The sequence below is a fragment of the Dyella caseinilytica genome (assembly GCF_016865235.1).
Lineage (GTDB): Bacteria > Pseudomonadota > Gammaproteobacteria > Xanthomonadales > Rhodanobacteraceae > Dyella_B > Dyella_B caseinilytica.
This window is the reverse complement of record NZ_CP064030.1, coordinates 2692796-2709396: the sequence shown is the minus strand read 5'-3', so window position 1 is coordinate 2709396 and position 16601 is coordinate 2692796. Positions and strand designations below refer to the sequence as shown.

The following is a 16601-nucleotide window of genomic DNA, read 5'->3' as shown; positions in this document are numbered from 1 at the left end:
GGTGTACATTGGCTTTGGTGAATGTGCGGTCAATGCTTATGAGCGTTTCCGCGAAAAATGTATTTGAAGTCGATGAAAAATGAATGATTGATAGAATGACGTGTTATTTTATTGATGGATGAAGGTAATAGACGTCCAAATAAAAAGCTTTTTTTACGTTATTTGGTTGATATGTGGCTGTGACGCTTGGCCAAGCTGTGCGCTGTTGAGAAGGTTTGCAGCCGGAGCCGGATCATCGGGAGGCTGCTGCCCGCTACCTCGCGTGGCGGCCTCCGGCTGCAAGCCTTCTGAACATCGGAATGTATTCCAAGGGGAATGGATTGACGTGTTCTTATTGTTGTTTGAGTGACGTGTTCAACGCGGTGCGTAGGATGGTGGTTTTGATATAGAAATCGGATAAAGGTTCCGGGCGAGGGCGTAGAGAAAGCGTAATTTTCTTTCTCGCTGATTCGTTGCGTCGGTCCTGGGTTAGGCGACGTTCGTTTTCCGGCGCGCTTACTTTGCCGTCATCCCAGCGAAAACTGGGATCCAGTGCCTTCGATGTAATCAATACGCTGGATCCCAGCTTTCGCTGGGATGACGAGCAAAGAAGAGCGGGCACCTAAGTGTGTAGGTTGGGGTGAACCTAATGCATCTCTGCATCGTCAAGTGAGCGCGCAGGCTGGGACGCATTTTTAATGCGCCGCATTTAAGGAAATCAATGGACAGCCCATTGGCTTTCATTTGCCTGACGCCAGGGCTGAACCATCGGCATCAGTTCAGATTCGCGTCGTCATCGCGATGATTCCAGGCTGCGTTCTCCGATGTGAGTTTCATGCTCATGAGGAGAGCATCATGCGTCGTTATCTTTCCGTCTTTCTGATCGCATTGGCCGTACTGGGTGGCACCCTGGCGCAGACGGGTTGCATTGTCGTTGCGCCGCGCCCGGCCCGTGTGTGGGTGCCGGGTTATTGGGGTCCGAGCCATGTCTGGGTAGGGGGCTACTGGCGTTACCGCTGAGTGCTAGGGCAAGGCGCGGGACAATGTAGAGGCCATTGTTCCGCGTTGTGTCCATTCGCGAATGAAGTCAATGAATACGCGCAGCTTGGGTGGCACCTGGAATCGGCTCGGGTAGTAGAGGTAAAAGCCCTCGAATGGCGGCAGCCAGGGGTCGAGCACGCTTTCCAGGCGCCCTGCATCGAGTGCAGCGCGCGCAGAAATTTCCAGTATGGAAATCATGCCGATGCCGTCTTCAGCGGCGCGCAAGGCCAGCGAGATGTCGTTGACGGTCAGGCTTCCGTCAACGGCAATCTCATACCAGCAGCCTTTCTTGGGGCCGCTTCGATGGGCGAACTCCCACCGGTAGATCGCGCCGCTGCTGGCCATCCGGTATTTGATGCATTGGTGGTTTTGCAAATCTTTGGGTGTTTTGGGGTAGCCGCAGCGCTTGAAATACGCGGGTGACCCAACGACCACGCCGCGCATGGCGCTGCCGAGCGGCACCGCCACCATGTCGCGCTGCACGCGCTCGCCAAGCCGGATGCCGGCATCCAGCCCTTCGGCGACCAGATCGCTGAAACCGTTGTCCACACGGATATCCAATTGCACATCCGGCCAGCGCGCCATGAATTCGCCCAGCATGGGTTCGATGATGGTTTGCGACACCACGACCGGCACCGTGATCCGCAGGGTGCCGCGTGGCCGGTCAGCGTGCTGGCGGATCGCGTCGATGGCCTGATCCAGCTCGTTCAGGGCTGGCGCAATGCGCTGAAGCATTTCCTGCCCGGCTTCGGTCAGGCCGACGCGACGCGTTGTTCGTTGCAGCAAGCGTGTGCCGAGCTGCGTTTCGAGCTGTTGCACGGTCTGGCTCAGCGCCGACGGCGTGACATCGAGCGTGGCGGCGGCGCGGGTGAAGCTGCCATGTTCGGCGATGGCGCGGAAAGCGCGCAGGGCGTAGTGGTCGCGCATGGTTGGTTAGGCTCCCTTGGTTCGTCGCCCCGGCGCAGGCCGGGGCCTAGCGACTTTTGTGCAGCAAAGACACTGGGCCCCGGCCTGCGCCGGGGCGACGGAATGTACATTAGTTAGTTTTTCTAAATAATGCATCAACCAAATGGTGATTTTTCCTCGGAATCAGGGGGCGCACACTGCGCTCCACATTCAACCGACGGAGTCATCGCCATGTCGCTCGACCAATACTTCACCCTCGGCCGTTCCGGCCTGCGCGTCAGCCGTCTTTCTCTGGGCACCATGACCTTCGGCGAGAACTGGGGCTGGGGCGCTGCTGCCGATACGGCACGCACCATGTTCGACCGTTATCTGGATGCTGGCGGCAACTTCATCGATACCGCTGACCTGTATACCGAAGGCTCCAGCGAAAGCCTGCTCGGCCAGTTCATCGAACAGAGCGGTACGCGTGATCGCGTGGTGCTCGCCACCAAGTTCACTTACAACGGGCAGCCGGGCAATCCCAATGCGGGCGGCAATGGCCGCAAGAACATCATGCGTGCAGTGGAGGCGTCACTGCGCCGCCTGCGCACCGACTACATCGATCTGTACCTGCTGCACACCTGGGATCGCGTCACGCCGGCCGAAGAAGTGGTGCGCACGTTCGACGACCTGGTGCGTGCCGGCAAGATTCGTTATGCAGGCCTTTCCGATGTGCCGGCCTGGTATGCAGCCCGCGCACAGACCTTCGCCGAAGCTCATGCATTGACGCCGCTCATCAACATGCAACTGGAGTATTCGCTGGCTGAGCGCCACATCGAACACGAATATGTGCCGCTGTCACAGAACCTGGGCATGGGCATCACGGCGTGGAGTCCGCTGGCGATGGGCATGCTTTCCGGCAAGTACAAACCCAGCCAAACCGGTGGCGAAGGCGAGGGACGCCTTGCGAAGGTGACATCTGCCCCTGGCTTTGAACGTTTTACCGAACGCAACTGGACGATCGTCGCGGAACTGGAAAAGGTGGCCAAGGAGGCAGGGCAGAGCATGGCTGCCGTCGCCTTGAACTGGGTGGCTACGCAGCCGGGTATCGCTTCAGTGATTATCGGCGCCACCAAGCTCGAACAGCTTGATGCCAATCTCGCTGCACTCTCGTTCCAGTTACCGGCGGTGTTGCGCGCTCGGCTCGATGCAGTCAGTGCCACCGATAAACCGTTCCCTTATTACATGTTTGCGGATATCCAGCAGACGCGCATACACGGTGGGGTGGCGGTGGGCGACAAACCTGCCGGATACGCACCTGGTGTTTTCGTTCCTGCTGTACAGGCGCAGTCGTTCACGACATCGCGCTGAGCCGCGTAGGTTGGGTAAGCGCTTTCGCAACCGAATCGAGCCCAAGGAAAAATATATGACTACGTCAACAACACATTGGATCGATGTCGACCACGCCCGCCTCTACGCCGAAGAAGCCGGAGAAGCCGGAGAAGGCGATGCCATCACCATGCTGCATGGTTTTCTGGTCGACAGCGGTCAATGGGATACCGAATTCGTCTCACTGGCCAAAACACATCGTGTGCTGCGCTACGACGCGCGCGGTTTCGGCCGCTCCACCATTGAGTCCGGCCGTTACGCGCATCACAAAGATCTTGCTACCGTGCTGGACGCCCGTGGCATTCGGCGCACTGCTCTGCTGGCCTGTTCCGGCGGGGCAGCGACGGCGCTGGATTTCACCCTGGCACACCCCGAACGCGTCAGCGCACTGATACTGGTAGGGGCCGGTTACTGGGGACGCTTTGCCGATAGCACGCCGGCTGCCCGCGCGTTCTTGCAAGCATTGAGCACCATGGATGCCAATGGCCTGATCGACAGTTCGTTGCGTGCGTTCACAGATGGGCCGTGTCGCGCTCCGAATGAGGTTGACCCTGCCGTGCGAAAGCACACTGAAGCGATGACCACGCGGCTATTCAAGCGGGAAACCAGTTATTGGACACGCGCTGCGCAGGATCAGCAGGTGCCACAGCCCTCGGCGCTGGAGCGTCTGCACGAGATTGACGTGCCGGTGGTGTTGATAGTCGGCAGCGAGGATCAGATGGAAGTACGCCACTTGACGCAGGAATTGGCCCGGGGCATGGCCCATGCGCGTGCGCTTGTGATGGATGGGGCCGGGCATCACGCCAATATGGAAGCGCCGGCGCAGGTGTTGGCGGAGATACGGAATGTGCTGAGGCTGAAAACCCAAAGCGCCGCGTAATGCTAGGCCCGTCATCCCAGCGAAAGCTGGGATGACGAATCTGTGGCGTTTCCTGATCAGCACGGGGCGACAGATTGTGTGTACCCGGAGCATCCATCTGACCCATTGATATCCCCCAGCTATCAAGCCGGACTCACCAAGCTATCGATCACCTGCACACCCGCGATTATGCTTGCGCCATTCACCCCGATCTTCCCGCGATGGACGCCAGTACTCCCACTCAATCGACCAGAAAGCCGGTGGCATGGTCCGAGGAAGACCTGATCCGCCACGGTACGCCTGCCTTCAAGCGCACCAACCTTGCGCTGTTCGCAGCGGGCCTTGCCACGTTTGGCTTGCTGTATTGCGTGCAGCCGCTCATGCCGCTGTTCAGTCAGCACTACGGCATCAGTGCCGCTGCCAGTGCCTTGTCGCTCTCGGTGACGACGGGTGTGCTGGCGTTCGCCATGTTGTTTGCCGGTGGCGTTTCGGATGCCTTGGGGCGTAAGTCGGTAATGGTTGCGTCGCTGCTTTCTTCCGCGGTGCTGGTGTTGCTCAGCGCATTGATGCCGAACTGGTACGCCTTGCTCGCGATTCGCACCTTGCTCGGTTTGACACTAAGCGGTTTGCCCGCGGTTGCCATGACCTACCTCACCGAAGAGATGCATGTCGAGTCGATCGGCCTGGGCATGGGGCTGTATATCAGCGGCAGTGCCGTGGGTGGCATGAGTGGTCGGCTGATTTCCGGCGTGGTCGCCGATTATTTCGGCTGGCGCATCGGCATTGGTGTAGTAGGCGTGGTGGGTCTGATCTCGGGACTGGTGTTCTGGCAAGCCTTGCCGCCATCGCGTCACTTTTATCCGAAGCCCCTGCAGTGGCGCGCGTTGTATGCACGCTTTGCAGGCATGTTCCGCGATCCCGGGTTACCGTGGCTGTTTGTTGAGGGCTTCCTGCTGCTGGGCGCGTTTGTCACGGTCTATAACTATCTTGGTTATCGCTTGCTGGCGCCGCCCTACAACCTCAGCCAGACAGTAGTCGGCCTGATTTTTGGCATTTACCTCATCGGCACTTTCAGTTCGGCGTGGATGGGGCATCTGGCCGGCAAGCTGGGGCGCCGCAAGGTGTTATGGACGGCTTTTGCGCTGATGTTGATGGGCACCGTGTGCACGATGCTGGCATCGCTGTGGCTCATCATCCTTGGCATCACGACCATCACCTTCGGTTTCTTTGGCGGCCATTCCATTGTGAGCAGTTGGGTCGGTCGCCGCGGGGGCGTGGCGAAGGCGCAAGCATCGTCGATGTATCTGTTCAGTTACTACATGGGGTCGAGCGTAGCGGGCGCGAGTGGGGGACTGTTTTATGCCGCAGATGGTTGGCTAGGCGTGGCGTTGTTCGTGGGCGCCATGGTGCTGGCTGGCCTGCTGATTGCACTGCGACTGTATCGGCTGCAGCCGCTGCCGCAACTGGTGACTCCTCCAACCCCCATGAGCAAGGGCGCGATGCCATGAAAATTGATCGTGTAGACCATTTTGTTCTGACCGTGATGGATATCGACGCTACCTGCGATTTCTATTCACGTGTGCTTGGTATGGATATCGTCAGCTTTGGCGAGGGACGCAAGGCGCTGGCATTTGGTATCCAGAAGATCAATCTGCACGAGTATCGCCATGAATTCGAGCCTAAGGCCACGCAGCCCACGCCAGGGTCAGGCGATTTCTGCCTCATTACGTCCGTGCCGTTGGAGCAGGTGATCGAACACATCAGGCAATGCGGCGTCACGATCGAAGAGGGGCCGGTGAGGCGTACGGGTGCGCGTGGCCCGATTCAATCGGTGTATTGCCGTGATCCGGATGGCAACTTGGTCGAAGTCAGCAACTACTCGGCTTAGTGTTGTTCAAGATCATCTGGATGAAGTGCGGCAGCAGTGGCAGGCGTTCATCGTCGCGATACACCACATGGATTTCCGACATCGCATTGGAATCGGCTAGCGGCACATAACGGACGCCATCCACGTTGATGTGACTGCAAGATTCGGGAAGGATGGAAACGCCCAGGCCGGCCGCTACCAGGCTGATAATGGTGGAGGCTTCGCGTGCCTCCTGTGCAATGCGCGGCGCAAAGCCTGCCGTGCGGCACAGCGAGAACACATGTTCGTAGACGCCTGCGCCGGCGCTGCGCGCAAACACCACGAATGGTTCCTGCGCCAGCGCCTTGGTGGGCAGCTTTCCGCGTGCGCCCACGCTTTTCAGCGCCGGATGATTCGCATGCAGCACCGCCACCAGCGGATCACGAAACAGCCGTTTGGACACCAGCGCCTTGGGCAATACGCCGGGTCGAAGAATACCTACATGTAACTTGCGCTCAAGCAGCGCATCGATCTGCTGCAGCGAATTCATCTCTTCCAGTTGCAGGTGTACGGCAGGGTAGCGCTGGCGAAAGGCGAAGATCGCGCGAGGAATGTTCTGCGACAGCGGGGTGGTGCGGGTGAAGCCGATGCGCAATTCTCCCAGTTCGCCGCGTTGTGCGCGCTGGGCCAGCTCGGCGGCGTGCTCCACCTTGGTCAGGATGTCACGCGCCTCCTGCAGGAACAGGCGACCGGGTTCGGTCAGTGCCACACGGCGGTTAGTACGCGTGAGCAAGCGTGCGCCTACGGTCTCTTCCAACTGGCGGATCTGTTGGCTTAGCGGTGGCTGGGACATGCCGAGCCGCTCTGCGGCTTTGCCGAAGTGCAGGGTGTCTGCGACGGTAACGAAGTAGCGCAGGTGGCGTAGTTCGATGCTCATGCCGTTACTTTGGCGGCAAGCCACGCAATGCTCAAGTCCCTTGGTGTTCTTATCTAGATGGGTCACCTTGGTGGGTGCGTCGGTCACGTATAGGCGACTAATCAATCAACGAGCCATTCGTATCATCTTTGGGATATCGCTGGTTTTCGATGTAAAGCAAGAGGCGTCATTTACATCTAGGAGGGCCGAGTCCACGTCGATTCGATGTCATCTTTGACAGCATCATCGACCTCTGCCACGGACGCACCCGCAAGCTCGTTGATTCGGCCATGCCGCATCCCGTAGAAATGGCCGCTTTGTCTGTAGGTGGCGGTCCAGGTGACTCGATCTGAACTTGCCTGTTCGTAGTCACCTTCGTACGTAAATCCGTTCTTCGTCTTGCCAGAAATGCTTGTCATGATCTCCACCCTTGGGATAGTCGTGACCCCAGCATAGTCCTTTATGGGAACCAAGACGTGTACCCAAGTTTGAATGCGTTGGGCCAAGCCTCGACCCTGTTGCGATTGCGCCGGGAATCATGGCGATCGGTAGAAATGAGAGGCACCCGATCCTTAAGGATGCTCAACGAATCACTTTGCTACGGATCGCCTGCTTGACGCATTACCCTTAACTAACAACTGTAGGCGCATGCTGCTCTAGCGCTGGGAAAATAAACCCTTTTCCTTGGCAGGCGTCTCAGCCACGCGGTCCTATTCCCTAACGTCAACTGAGTATTTCTCCGATGTTTACGTCGGAGCTGCGGTTTCGTCTGCTGACTTAAGGCATCGGGGCCGCAGGCGGACCATTTTCGCAGGAGACGTTATGCGTACTTATGTCAACGACCATACTTCGAATTGCAACCTTGTCGACTCAGTTGATTCGCTCGGATCATTCGGCGTATTACGAAACGCGCTGGATGTAGCAGGGCTTACGGTGATGCTGAGTGCCTCAGGTCCCTACACATTATTTGCTCCGAACGACACCGCATTCGCCAAGTTGCCTAAGGGCACGGTTGATGATTGGCTAAAGCCGGAAAATAGGGACGAATTGCTTTCCGTGCTCAAGTATCACATCTTTCTTGGCCTTGCATCTTCCGCTGACGTGGGCACCATGTCGCGCCCCAAAATGTTGCAAGGCCAATCAGCCATCATCACCAAGGAAGGAGACAAGATTAGGATCGATGGCTCCAACCTGATTGGGATGGATATTGCGTCAAGCAATGGCGTCATTCATATGATCGACACGGTCATGCAGCCCATTGAGCCTTCCGTGAAGCATTGATTCACGACGTTGAATTACCCCAGATCAAATCCGGGGTAACCCTACCTACGTGCTGCAGTGTTTACTGCGTAGTCGTCGCCGGTTCCGGCTTCAACATGCCCTGCACATCTTCAAAGTGCCCGTCATTGAATGCCGGCACAATGTTCAGCAGGTGAGCCATCAGCGGATAGACATCCACATTCGGGAAGCTGTGGTAGCGAATGCCGCTTTGGAAGGCTGGGCCATGCGCGATAAACAAAGCCTGCATCAGCGGGTCGGCATTGTCGTAACCGTGTTCACCCAGGCTCATCGGGCCCTTGTGCTTGGCGAGGTAATCCGTGGTGGTGATGCGCCAGCCCGTGTCTGCGAGGCAGACCAATTGCGGCACGCGTGCATTGGAGCCGTAGTTCAGGCGTTTTGGAATACGCGTCTTGTCCCAGCAGTGCATGTGTTGCTGCGGTTGTTCCATTTGTTCTTCGACAGCGTTGAAGTCGTGCTTACGCTTGGGATTGAAGCCAGCGACTTCTCCCAGGTTCACCAGTTCGACGTCTTTTAAGTCGATCAGCTTATCGATCAGGATTTTGTGATCCGGCGGCACGCTGGCCATGCCATGATCGGCCAGCACAATGATGTTGATCTTGTCGTAGAGCCCGCGCTGGCGCAGGCCATCGACCAAGCGTCCGATGGCCGCATCGGTATCGCTCAGCGCCTGATTGACCTGCGGTGTATCCGGACCGTACTGATGACCGGCATGATCGACCGCATCGAAGTACAGGGTGACAAAAGTAGGGCGCTGGTCGGCCGGCATATCCAGCCATGCCAGAACCTGATCCACGCGCTGGTTCGCCGTTACTTTGCCGTCGAAGGGCTTCCAGAAATCCGGATGTTTGCCCTGGATATCCGCTTCGGAGCCGGGCCAGAACATCGTTGCGGTGCGCAGGCCAGCGGCGTCCGCGCTCTCCCATAGCGGAGTGCCTTCATCCCACCACAAGCCGTTGCTCACTGCCTTGCGGTCGCTCAGCGAAAACTTGCCCAGTTCCGGATCGACCATGGAGTTATTCACGATGCCGTTATGGTCCGGCACCAGGCCGGTGACGATGGCGTAGTGGTTGGGGAAGGTCAGCGAGGGGAACGAAGGCTGCATGGAATCGGCGTGTACACCGCTCGCTGCCATCGCTTGCAGGTTCGGGGTTACGCCGCGGTCGATGTAGTCGGCGCGGAAGGCGTCGATCGAGATCAGCAGCAACGGTGTCGTGGCAACGGCTTTGGCTTGTTGCGCTTTGGTCTCGGGCGGTGGCGGCGTGGGTTCATTGGCGTGACGATGGAAGACGCAGCCGGTGCTGAGTGCGACCAGCGAACAAAGCAGCAAGCGGGGCAGGTGTTTCATGAAGAAGATCCGTTTGAACGATAGACAGCCTGCCAATGATGGCGCAGTTGTGTGACTAATTCAGCTGAAAGAATATGGCGGGCGCAAGTTCTTGAGCGCCGATGGTTTCCAGCGCTGCTCAGGCCGCAACAACTACCCTCAGCGGGTGGTTGGGTGGCGTGTGATCAGGCGGACTGCCGCATGGCCACTTTCCCGGTGGACAACTCATACACGCCGCCGACCACTTTTACACTGCCGTGCTTGACTGCCTCGGATATCACCGGTTGCGCGCTGGCAATGCGCGATACGTTGTAATCCACGTTTGCACCGATCGCGTTGCGGATGACCTGGTCGCCTCCCGCTTTCACGACACTTTCCACGCCCGGACGTACAGCATCGACGATATCCCAGATATGTCCCGGCAATGGATGCGGATCCTCAATCTCGGCCACGGTAGCCTTGACCGCGCCGCATTCGGTGTGACCAAGCACCACGATCAGCGGTACTTTCAGCACACCTACCGCGTATTCGAGGCTGGCCAGGCTGTCGCCGCTCAGGTAGTTACCTGCCACCCGCACCACGAACAAATCACCCGGTCCCTGATCGAACACCAGTTCCGGGGCGACGCGTGAATCGGCACAGCTCAATATCGCAGCGATGGGATATTGCGCTTTGACGCGGGTGGCGCGACCCGCTGAAAAATCCTTGGCATCGAGGTTGTTACCAGCGTAGCGCGCGTTGCCATCAAGCAGGCGGCGCAGCGCGGTGTCGGGAGAAATGGCGTTTTGGGTAGGTGCCGCATCGGCGAGCAGATGTCTTGGCGCGAGAGCGCCGAGGGCAAGCAATCCAAGTCCTGCTCCGAGAAACTGACGTCGAGACTGCTGCGAATGCGAAGGATGATCACACATGGTATGCCTCCATCCAGGTTGTCGGATTGAGCTACGGGAGGATCGTGTGCAGGCGGTCGGCTTGCTTCTTGACCGCGGGCAGGGCGTGGTTATCTAGCGGCGCGGTGGTGTGTAGATCTTGTGAAGGAGGTGGCGTGTAAGCTGCATGCCAGATTACTCGTGGAATATGCGGCGTATTCGCTTCCGTGCGCACTGGCGCACGGGGCGAACGATGCAATGTGTCATCCATGTCGGAGCAGCCATGTCCTCGATCGAACAGCGTCCCCCTCTGCCGCCCTTTACCCGTGAAACCGCCATCCAGAAAGTGCGCCTTGCCGAAGACGCCTGGAATACCCGCGATCCATCGCGTGTCGCGCTGGCGTACACCCTTGATAGCCGCTGGCGCAATCGCGCCGAATTCTTGCAAGGCCGCGGCGCCATCGTTGATTTTTTGACCCGCAAGTGGGTGCGTGAGCTGGATTACCGGCTGATCAAGGAATTATGGGCGTTTGAAGGAAATCGTATTGCCGTGCGTTTTGCCTATGAATGGCATGACGATTCCGGCAACTGGTTTCGTTCCTATGGCAACGAGAACTGGTTGTTCGACGAGAATGGTCTGATGGCCGAGCGTCACGCCAGCATCAACGATGTGCCGATTGCAGCTGCCGCACGCAAATACCACTGGCCGCAGGGGCGGCGTCCGGATGATCATCCCGGCTTGAGCGATCTTGGCTTGTAGTCTCCGCGCGGTGCGCTGGATTAATCCGGCGCACCTGCCTTGGCCAGCCAGGCCGTAGCGCCATGTCCCGCGCGATAGCCGCTAGCGAAACACGCCGTCAGTAAATAGCCGCCTGTCGGCGCTTCCCAATCCAGCATTTCGCCAGCGCAGAAGACGCCGGGCAGGGTGGTCAGCATCAGCGCATCGTCCAGGCCTTCCAGCCGCAGGCCCCCCGCACTGCTGATGGCCTCGGTGATCGGGCGCGCCTGCTTCAGCCGCAAAGGCAGGCGCTTGATCGTGCGGGCCAGCGTGTGGGTGTCGTTGAGCTGGTCTTTGCTCAGCACTTCATGTAGCAGGGCTGCCTTGATGCCGCTGAGTCCGGTTTGCCGGCGCAGATGTTCACTAAACGAACGGCTGCCGCGTGGTTTGGCAAGATCGTGTTGCAGGCGATCCAGTGTGCGATCAGGTGCGAGATCCAGTTCCAGCATGGTGGTGCCATGCCTTGCGATCGTATCGCGCAAGGTCGCCGATAGCGCATAGATCAGGCTGCCTTCGATGCCGGTGGCGGTGATCACGCACTCGCCCTGGCGCATATGCCCGTGGCCGGTAGCGTCGCGCCAGTGCGCCGCTACCGGCTTCAAAGGCGCGCCGGCGTAGCGGGTGGCCAGGTGCTCGCTCCAGCCGATATCGAAGCCGCAATTGGAGGGCCGCAACGGCGCGACATCCGCACCTCGCTCCGCGAGCACGGACTGCCATGCGCCGTCGGAACCCAACTGCGGCCAACTGCCGCCACCGAGCGCCAGAATCACGACGCGTGCATGAATGATGCGTTCGCCTTCAGGCGTGGCAAAGCGCAAGGCGCCCTCATCGTCCCAACCCAGCCAGCGATGATGCACATGAAAGTGCACACCGCTTTCGCGCAGCCGGTGCACCCAGCCACGCAGCAAAGGTGCCGCTTTGAGGTCATGCGGAAACACTCTGCCAGAGCTGCCGATAAAGGTGTCGATGCCAAGGCCCTTCGCCCAGGCGCGCAACGCATCCGCGTCGAACGCATCCAGCCATCTGCCGACGGCTGCTACGCGTTCGCCATAACGCTGGTCGAAATCGGGTCGCGGCTCGCCGTGGGTGAGGTTCATGCCACCTTTGCCGGCGATCAGAAACTTGCGTCCGACCGATCCTTTGGCCTCATACAGATCCACGGCGATACCATGCGCGCGCACCGTCTCTGCAGCCATCAGACCCGCCGGGCCGCCGCCGATAATCACTACGCCTGGATGGTGGAATGCTGCTGAGGACATGTTCTGACACGGTTGTGAGCCGTGCATTGTAGGTCCTCAGCTGTCCTGTGTGCGGCTGGATCAACCGGCGGTCATGCCTGTGGCGTTCTTTCGTCCGGAACGGGCGGCTTCTTTGGTGCTAGCCGCTGAAGCACAGCCTTGTGCTGGGGATAATGCATCTGCAGCTCGGAGATGTTTGCCAGCTCGAAGGTTTCGAACTCGAACCCCGGCGCCACCGTGCAACCTGCCAATGAGAAGCCACGCGGCCCGGTTCGCTCGGCGGCGAACCAGCGGCCTGCGGGAACCATGATCTGAAACGCGCCATCGGGTTGTTCCAGCGTGTTACCAAGTATGTGCGTAACGAGTTCGCCATGCGGGTTGAGCACATGGATAAACAGCGGATCGCCAACGTAGAAGTGCCATAGCTCGTCGGCATCGATTCGATGCCAGGATGAGTAATCGCCATCACGCAGAAGATAATAAATGGCCGTGGAAGCGCGCCGTTCCTCGCGCGCCTGATCCGGGCGGGAGCGCAGAATGCGTTCCTCGCTGCGATAGGTCTGGTTGTACCAGCCACCTTCGGGATGGGGCTGCAGTGACAGCCTTTGGATCAAGCGATCGATATAAGTCGGATCGACGGTCATTGAGACCTCCATGGCGGGTCGCTTCAAAAAGGAGCCGGAAACACGCAAGCTCCTGACACAAACCAGACGTCGGTAAAGATTGAGTCAGCTTTTGTCGAAAGGCCGCATGCAGAACGTTATCTGCCGATAAATATAACTACAGTGTGACTGGGGTCACATGGGATGGTCCGATGCAGAATGACGCGCATCCACTTTGGCCAAGGTCGACGCCAGTGCGTTCACCTGTTTTGCAAGGGTTTGCAACATCGGCAGGTCCATGCGTGTGACGGCGATAAACACACCGACGTGCCGCCCCGGCACCAGGGCCATGTAAGACATGAATCCGCCGAACCCGCCGGTTTTTTCGAGTATCGCCGGGCTTTGACCGTTGGCAGAGAGCAGTACCCAGCCCATGCCAATACCATCGGCGTGACCTCCATTGTCCATGCCTTGCACGTCGATCAGTGATTGCCGCTGGAAATAGATCGCCTGGCTGATGGCCATTTGCGGATCGGTGCCAGATCCGCCAACACCGAGTTGTTGCTGCATCCATGCCGCCATGTCCGCAGCGCTGGAGTACATACCACCGCTGCCAGCGTTGTCGCTTTGGGAAGCGCACGACACGTGTGCGTTGCTGCCATCCATCAATCGGGCGCACTGGTCAGCCGAAGGCGCATCCGTGGTGTCGTGCATGCCGAGTGATTGCGTTATGTAGTGCTGCAGGGCTTGGTCGTACGGCATATGAGCAGCGTTACCCAGAGCATCGGCGAGCAAGTCAAAACCCAGGTTGGAATAGAGCGCAATGTGCCCCGGAGCAGGTAGCTTGTTTTGTTCTTGCAGCCATTCCCAGCGCGCTTGCGTGTAGGATGTTCGGCCTTTGGAGGGAATATTGGCTTGGCGCGGAAGACCACTGGTGTGCGTAGCCAGATCGATCAGCGTGATCGGCCGCGAGGACGAAGGTACCCGATCGTCGTTGGGTGCGTAACGTTGTAGCGGATCAGTCAGGCGCAAGTCGCCTTCGCCGGCCAGCTTTACCATCAGATCGGCCGCAAGTAATTTGGAGAGCGAGCCGATACGCACGAGGGCGTGGGCGTCGGGCAAGGTCTTGCTGCCGGGGCGCGTTTCTCCATACCCGTCAATGGAAACGCTGTTGCCGTCGACAATCGCGATCACCATGCCGCGTGCGCCGCTGTCGGCGAACATATGTTGTTCGGCTGCACGCGTTGCGTCTTCCAGCGGATGTTCGGCCGCAAGGCCGAGGCTTGGCGCGAACACCGCACAAGCAGCAAATGCGATATGACGCAGCACGCGGCGATCCATGGCCTATCCCCTTATGGCAAAGCCGCGATGTTATCTGGAAAGGGTCACGAATCGGCGCGCTGCCAACAGCCGTCGTCCCAGCGCAGGCCGGGACCCAGTGTCTTTCGCTTTGAACAAACTTTATATAAGTCGCTAGGTCCCGGCCTGCGCCGGGACGACGGATGAAGCATGGCGAATGGATGTGTTACGTCGCCTGCTGACCAAATAGATCGCCATGCGCAATCTGATCTTCCATCGCTAGCAGGAAGCGTTTGGTCGGCAAGCCGCCGCCAAAACCGGTAAGGCTGCCGTCGCTGCCGATCACACGATGACAGGGCAGTACGATCGGTAGCGGATTGCGCCCGTTTGCCGCCCCGACAGCACGTACCGCGAGCGGCTGGCCAATGCGCCGCGCCAGTTCGGCGTAGCTGATGGTGGTGCCATAGGGAATGTCGGCCAGGGTGTGCCACACCTGTACCTGAAAGGGCGTTCCCAGCGGATGCAGTGGCAGGTCGAAGGTTTGCCGTTCGCCGGCAAAATATTCTTCGAGTTGTTGGCGAGCAAATGCCAGCTTGGCGGCGTTGCGCTGCCAACGTGGATCGGGATCTTTCCGGTGTTTGCCGGTTTCGAACCACACGTCGCGCAGGCCCTGTGTATCGGCGGCAAGCAGCAGCGAGCCGATCGGTGTGGGCAAATAGTCGTACCAGATCGTGTCGTGTGAGATCGTCATGCGGTAGCTTCCTGGCGAGATCGGGCGCGCGGCGATTGGGTGGGGTCGCTCACACTGCGCCATAAGTGCATGACGGCGTATGCGCGCCATGGGCGCCATGCTTCGGCAAGCGTCGTCAGCGCTCGGGTGCTGAGCATTACGTCATCTTGTGCGGCGGCGCGACGAAGGATCAGGTCGGCGGCAGGGAATGCGTCAGGATGGCTGAGCCCCCGCATTGCCATGTAATGCGCCGTCCATTCGCCGATGCCGGGAAGTTCAACCCAGCGCTGCACGAATTCATCCAGCGATTGCTCGACACGGAAATCCACGCGCCCGCCCAGTAATGCGCGCGCTACACCGCGAATGGTTTCCTCGCGCGCACCAGTGACACCCAAGGAACGCAAGTCTGCATCGGCCAGTGTTTCCGGTGTTGGGAACAAGCGCTCCAACCCTGGTAAAACTGGTGTGGGGAGTGCCTCGCCGTAGCGATGCACGATACGCGAGGCCAGCGTACGCGCGGCGGCAACACTCACTTGCTGCCCGAGAATGGCGCGTACGGCGACTTCAAAGCCATCCCAACTGCCAGGCAGACGCAAGCCGGGGCGCTTGCGCACGAGTGCCTTCATCTGCGGTGTCGTTTGCAAAGCCGCACCGATGGCTTGCGGATCAGCATCCAGATCGAACATGCGGCGGATTCGTGTCACTACCGCCAGCATTTGTGCGGGCTGCGGGCAGTGCAATTGCAGGCGCAAGGCATGTTCATCGCCCGGCCAAGCGCTCAAGCGCAGCCATCCCGGTGTTTGGGCGGTTCCGAAGACACGTGCATAGCTATCGTCGTCGACGTATTCGATGCCGGGCAACGCGCGACCGCGCAGGAACGTCAACAGCGACGCAAAATCGTAAGGCGGCCGATAGCTCAGCTTCAGGCTGAGGCTGTCGTCATTGCCGGCATGCGGATGACGGCGCAGTTCGCGCGGCGCGATCCGGTTGGCTTGCGCAAACGCCGCATTGAAGCGACGCAGGCTGCCAAAACCTGACGCCAGCGCAACATCGGTCACAGGCATACGCGTTTCCGTCAGCAATTGCTTGGCGAACAGCAGGCGGCGTGTGGTGTGCACGTCGATAGGTGGAGCGCCTAGCCGCTCGACAAACAGTCGCCGCAGTTGCCGTGCGCCAACACCTACTCGTTGCGCGAGTTCTTCGACGGGATGCTCTTGCAGCAAGCCACCCTCGATCAGCTTCAGCGCACGCGTCACAACATGATCGCCGCGCTGCCACGCATCATTGCCAGGGGCGAGTTCCGGCCGGCAGCGCAGGCAGGGCCGGAATCCGGCTGCTTCGGCTGCCGCTGCCGTCCCGAAGAAACGCACGTTCACGCTCTTCGCAGTCGGTGCAGGGCAGACCGGACGGCAATAGATGCCGGTGCTGCTCACGGCGATAAAGAACAAACCGTCAAACCGAGCATCGCGGCTCAGACGGGCTCGTTCGCAGGTTCGCAGGTCGAGCGTGGGGAGGGCGGTAGCTTCGGACATGCGCGCAGGCTAGCA

At 59.3% G+C, this 16601-nt stretch carries 16 protein-coding genes; 7 read left to right on the top strand and 9 right to left on the bottom strand.

What is annotated here, in order from left to right:
- The first annotated feature begins 834 nt into the window (after positions 1 to 834).
- The gene (locus ISN74_RS11645; protein ID WP_158543188.1) at positions 835 to 999 is read left to right on the top strand and encodes a hypothetical protein; all 165 of its coding nucleotides are present in this window, start codon (positions 835 to 837) and stop codon (positions 997 to 999) included.
- A gap of 3 nt (positions 1000 to 1002) precedes the next feature.
- On the opposite strand, the gene ISN74_RS11640 is transcribed toward ISN74_RS11645, so the two are convergent.
- Positions 1003 to 1947: a LysR family transcriptional regulator gene (locus tag ISN74_RS11640; RefSeq protein ID WP_188800830.1), complete on the bottom strand. Its 945-nt coding sequence runs from the start codon at positions 1945 to 1947 to the stop codon at positions 1003 to 1005.
- Between the two features lie 210 nt (positions 1948 to 2157).
- On the opposite strand from ISN74_RS11640, the gene ISN74_RS11635 reads away from it, so the two are divergent.
- The 4 genes from ISN74_RS11635 to ISN74_RS11620 all read left to right on the top strand — a co-directional run bounded on the left by ISN74_RS11635 (position 2158) and on the right by ISN74_RS11620 (position 6041).
- Complete coding sequence (locus ISN74_RS11635) at positions 2158 to 3276, top strand: aldo/keto reductase (protein ID WP_188800829.1); 1119 nt, start codon at positions 2158 to 2160, stop codon at positions 3274 to 3276.
- A gap of 55 nt (positions 3277 to 3331) precedes the next feature.
- Positions 3332 to 4174: an alpha/beta fold hydrolase gene (locus ISN74_RS11630; protein WP_188800828.1), complete on the top strand. Its 843-nt coding sequence runs from the start codon at positions 3332 to 3334 to the stop codon at positions 4172 to 4174.
- A 200-nt stretch (positions 4175 to 4374) separates the two neighbouring features.
- Positions 4375 to 5661 (top strand): MFS transporter, encoded by a 1287-nt coding sequence (locus ISN74_RS11625; RefSeq protein WP_188800826.1) that lies wholly within the window; start codon positions 4375 to 4377, stop codon positions 5659 to 5661.
- Positions 5658 to 6041, top strand: a complete 384-nt coding sequence (locus ISN74_RS11620) for a VOC family protein (protein WP_188800824.1) — start codon at positions 5658 to 5660, stop codon at positions 6039 to 6041. The genes ISN74_RS11625 and ISN74_RS11620 overlap by 4 nt, the downstream gene beginning before the upstream one ends.
- Here the strand turns inward: ISN74_RS11620 and ISN74_RS11615 are convergent.
- Complete coding sequence (locus tag ISN74_RS11615) at positions 6022 to 6936, bottom strand: LysR family transcriptional regulator (RefSeq protein WP_188800823.1); 915 nt, start codon at positions 6934 to 6936, stop codon at positions 6022 to 6024. The genes ISN74_RS11620 and ISN74_RS11615 overlap by 20 nt on opposite strands.
- A gap of 801 nt (positions 6937 to 7737) precedes the next feature.
- On the opposite strand from ISN74_RS11615, the gene ISN74_RS11610 reads away from it, so the two are divergent.
- A complete protein-coding gene (locus ISN74_RS11610) occupies positions 7738 to 8196 on the top strand; it encodes a fasciclin domain-containing protein (RefSeq protein ID WP_188800821.1) in 459 nt (152 codons plus the stop codon).
- A 61-nt stretch (positions 8197 to 8257) separates the two neighbouring features.
- On the opposite strand, the gene ISN74_RS11605 is transcribed toward ISN74_RS11610, so the two are convergent.
- Complete coding sequence (locus ISN74_RS11605) at positions 8258 to 9562, bottom strand: alkaline phosphatase family protein (RefSeq protein ID WP_188800819.1); 1305 nt, start codon at positions 9560 to 9562, stop codon at positions 8258 to 8260.
- Positions 9563 to 9726: 164 nt separating this feature from the next.
- Positions 9727 to 10449 (bottom strand): carbonic anhydrase, encoded by a 723-nt coding sequence (locus tag ISN74_RS11600; RefSeq protein WP_188800817.1) that lies wholly within the window; start codon positions 10447 to 10449, stop codon positions 9727 to 9729.
- Between the two features lie 241 nt (positions 10450 to 10690).
- On the opposite strand from ISN74_RS11600, the gene ISN74_RS11595 reads away from it, so the two are divergent.
- Positions 10691 to 11167 carry a nuclear transport factor 2 family protein gene (locus ISN74_RS11595; RefSeq protein WP_188800815.1) on the top strand — a complete coding sequence of 159 codons (477 nt, stop codon included), beginning with the start codon at positions 10691 to 10693 and terminating at the stop codon, positions 11165 to 11167.
- A gap of 20 nt (positions 11168 to 11187) precedes the next feature.
- On the opposite strand, the gene ISN74_RS11590 is transcribed toward ISN74_RS11595, so the two are convergent.
- From ISN74_RS11590 to ISN74_RS11570, 5 genes are all read right to left on the bottom strand, one after another.
- Positions 11188 to 12444, bottom strand: a complete 1257-nt coding sequence (locus ISN74_RS11590; protein WP_188800813.1) for a TIGR03862 family flavoprotein — start codon at positions 12442 to 12444, stop codon at positions 11188 to 11190.
- A gap of 71 nt (positions 12445 to 12515) precedes the next feature.
- Positions 12516 to 13067, bottom strand: a complete 552-nt coding sequence (locus ISN74_RS11585; RefSeq protein ID WP_188800811.1) for a cupin domain-containing protein — start codon at positions 13065 to 13067, stop codon at positions 12516 to 12518.
- Between the two features lie 153 nt (positions 13068 to 13220).
- The gene (gene ampH, locus ISN74_RS11580; protein WP_188800809.1) at positions 13221 to 14366 is read right to left on the bottom strand and encodes a D-alanyl-D-alanine-carboxypeptidase/endopeptidase AmpH; all 1146 of its coding nucleotides are present in this window, start codon (positions 14364 to 14366) and stop codon (positions 13221 to 13223) included.
- A 184-nt stretch (positions 14367 to 14550) separates the two neighbouring features.
- The gene (locus tag ISN74_RS11575) at positions 14551 to 15075 is read right to left on the bottom strand and encodes a methylated-DNA--[protein]-cysteine S-methyltransferase (RefSeq protein ID WP_188800807.1); all 525 of its coding nucleotides are present in this window, start codon (positions 15073 to 15075) and stop codon (positions 14551 to 14553) included.
- Positions 15072 to 16586, bottom strand: a complete 1515-nt coding sequence (locus ISN74_RS11570; protein WP_188800805.1) for a DNA-3-methyladenine glycosylase 2 family protein — start codon at positions 16584 to 16586, stop codon at positions 15072 to 15074. The genes ISN74_RS11575 and ISN74_RS11570 overlap by 4 nt, the downstream gene beginning before the upstream one ends.
- Positions 16587 to 16601: the final 15 nt, after the last annotated feature.

Bases quoted from the DNA above. Each gene is read 5' to 3' on its own strand.
- ISN74_RS11645 (WP_158543188.1), top strand. From the start codon at position 835: ATGCGTCGTTATCTTTCCGTCTTTCTGATCGCATTGGCCGTACTGGGT.
- ISN74_RS11640 (WP_188800830.1), bottom strand. From the start codon at position 1,947: ATGCGCGACCACTACGCCCTGCGCGCTTTCCGCGCCATCGCCGAACAT.
- ISN74_RS11635 (WP_188800829.1), top strand. From the start codon at position 2,158: ATGTCGCTCGACCAATACTTCACCCTCGGCCGTTCCGGCCTGCGCGTC.
- ISN74_RS11630 (WP_188800828.1), top strand. From the start codon at position 3,332: ATGACTACGTCAACAACACATTGGATCGATGTCGACCACGCCCGCCTC.
- ISN74_RS11625 (WP_188800826.1), top strand. From the start codon at position 4,375: ATGGACGCCAGTACTCCCACTCAATCGACCAGAAAGCCGGTGGCATGG.
- ISN74_RS11620 (WP_188800824.1), top strand. From the start codon at position 5,658: ATGAAAATTGATCGTGTAGACCATTTTGTTCTGACCGTGATGGATATC.
- ISN74_RS11615 (WP_188800823.1), bottom strand. From the start codon at position 6,936: ATGAGCATCGAACTACGCCACCTGCGCTACTTCGTTACCGTCGCAGAC.
- ISN74_RS11610 (WP_188800821.1), top strand. From the start codon at position 7,738: ATGCGTACTTATGTCAACGACCATACTTCGAATTGCAACCTTGTCGAC.
- ISN74_RS11605 (WP_188800819.1), bottom strand. From the start codon at position 9,562: ATGAAACACCTGCCCCGCTTGCTGCTTTGTTCGCTGGTCGCACTCAGC.
- ISN74_RS11600 (WP_188800817.1), bottom strand. From the start codon at position 10,449: ATGTGTGATCATCCTTCGCATTCGCAGCAGTCTCGACGTCAGTTTCTC.
- ISN74_RS11595 (WP_188800815.1), top strand. From the start codon at position 10,691: ATGTCCTCGATCGAACAGCGTCCCCCTCTGCCGCCCTTTACCCGTGAA.
- ISN74_RS11590 (WP_188800813.1), bottom strand. From the start codon at position 12,444: ATGTCCTCAGCAGCATTCCACCATCCAGGCGTAGTGATTATCGGCGGC.
- ISN74_RS11585 (WP_188800811.1), bottom strand. From the start codon at position 13,067: ATGACCGTCGATCCGACTTATATCGATCGCTTGATCCAAAGGCTGTCA.
- ampH (WP_188800809.1), bottom strand. From the start codon at position 14,366: ATGGATCGCCGCGTGCTGCGTCATATCGCATTTGCTGCTTGTGCGGTG.
- ISN74_RS11575 (WP_188800807.1), bottom strand. From the start codon at position 15,075: ATGACGATCTCACACGACACGATCTGGTACGACTATTTGCCCACACCG.
- ISN74_RS11570 (WP_188800805.1), bottom strand. From the start codon at position 16,586: ATGTCCGAAGCTACCGCCCTCCCCACGCTCGACCTGCGAACCTGCGAA.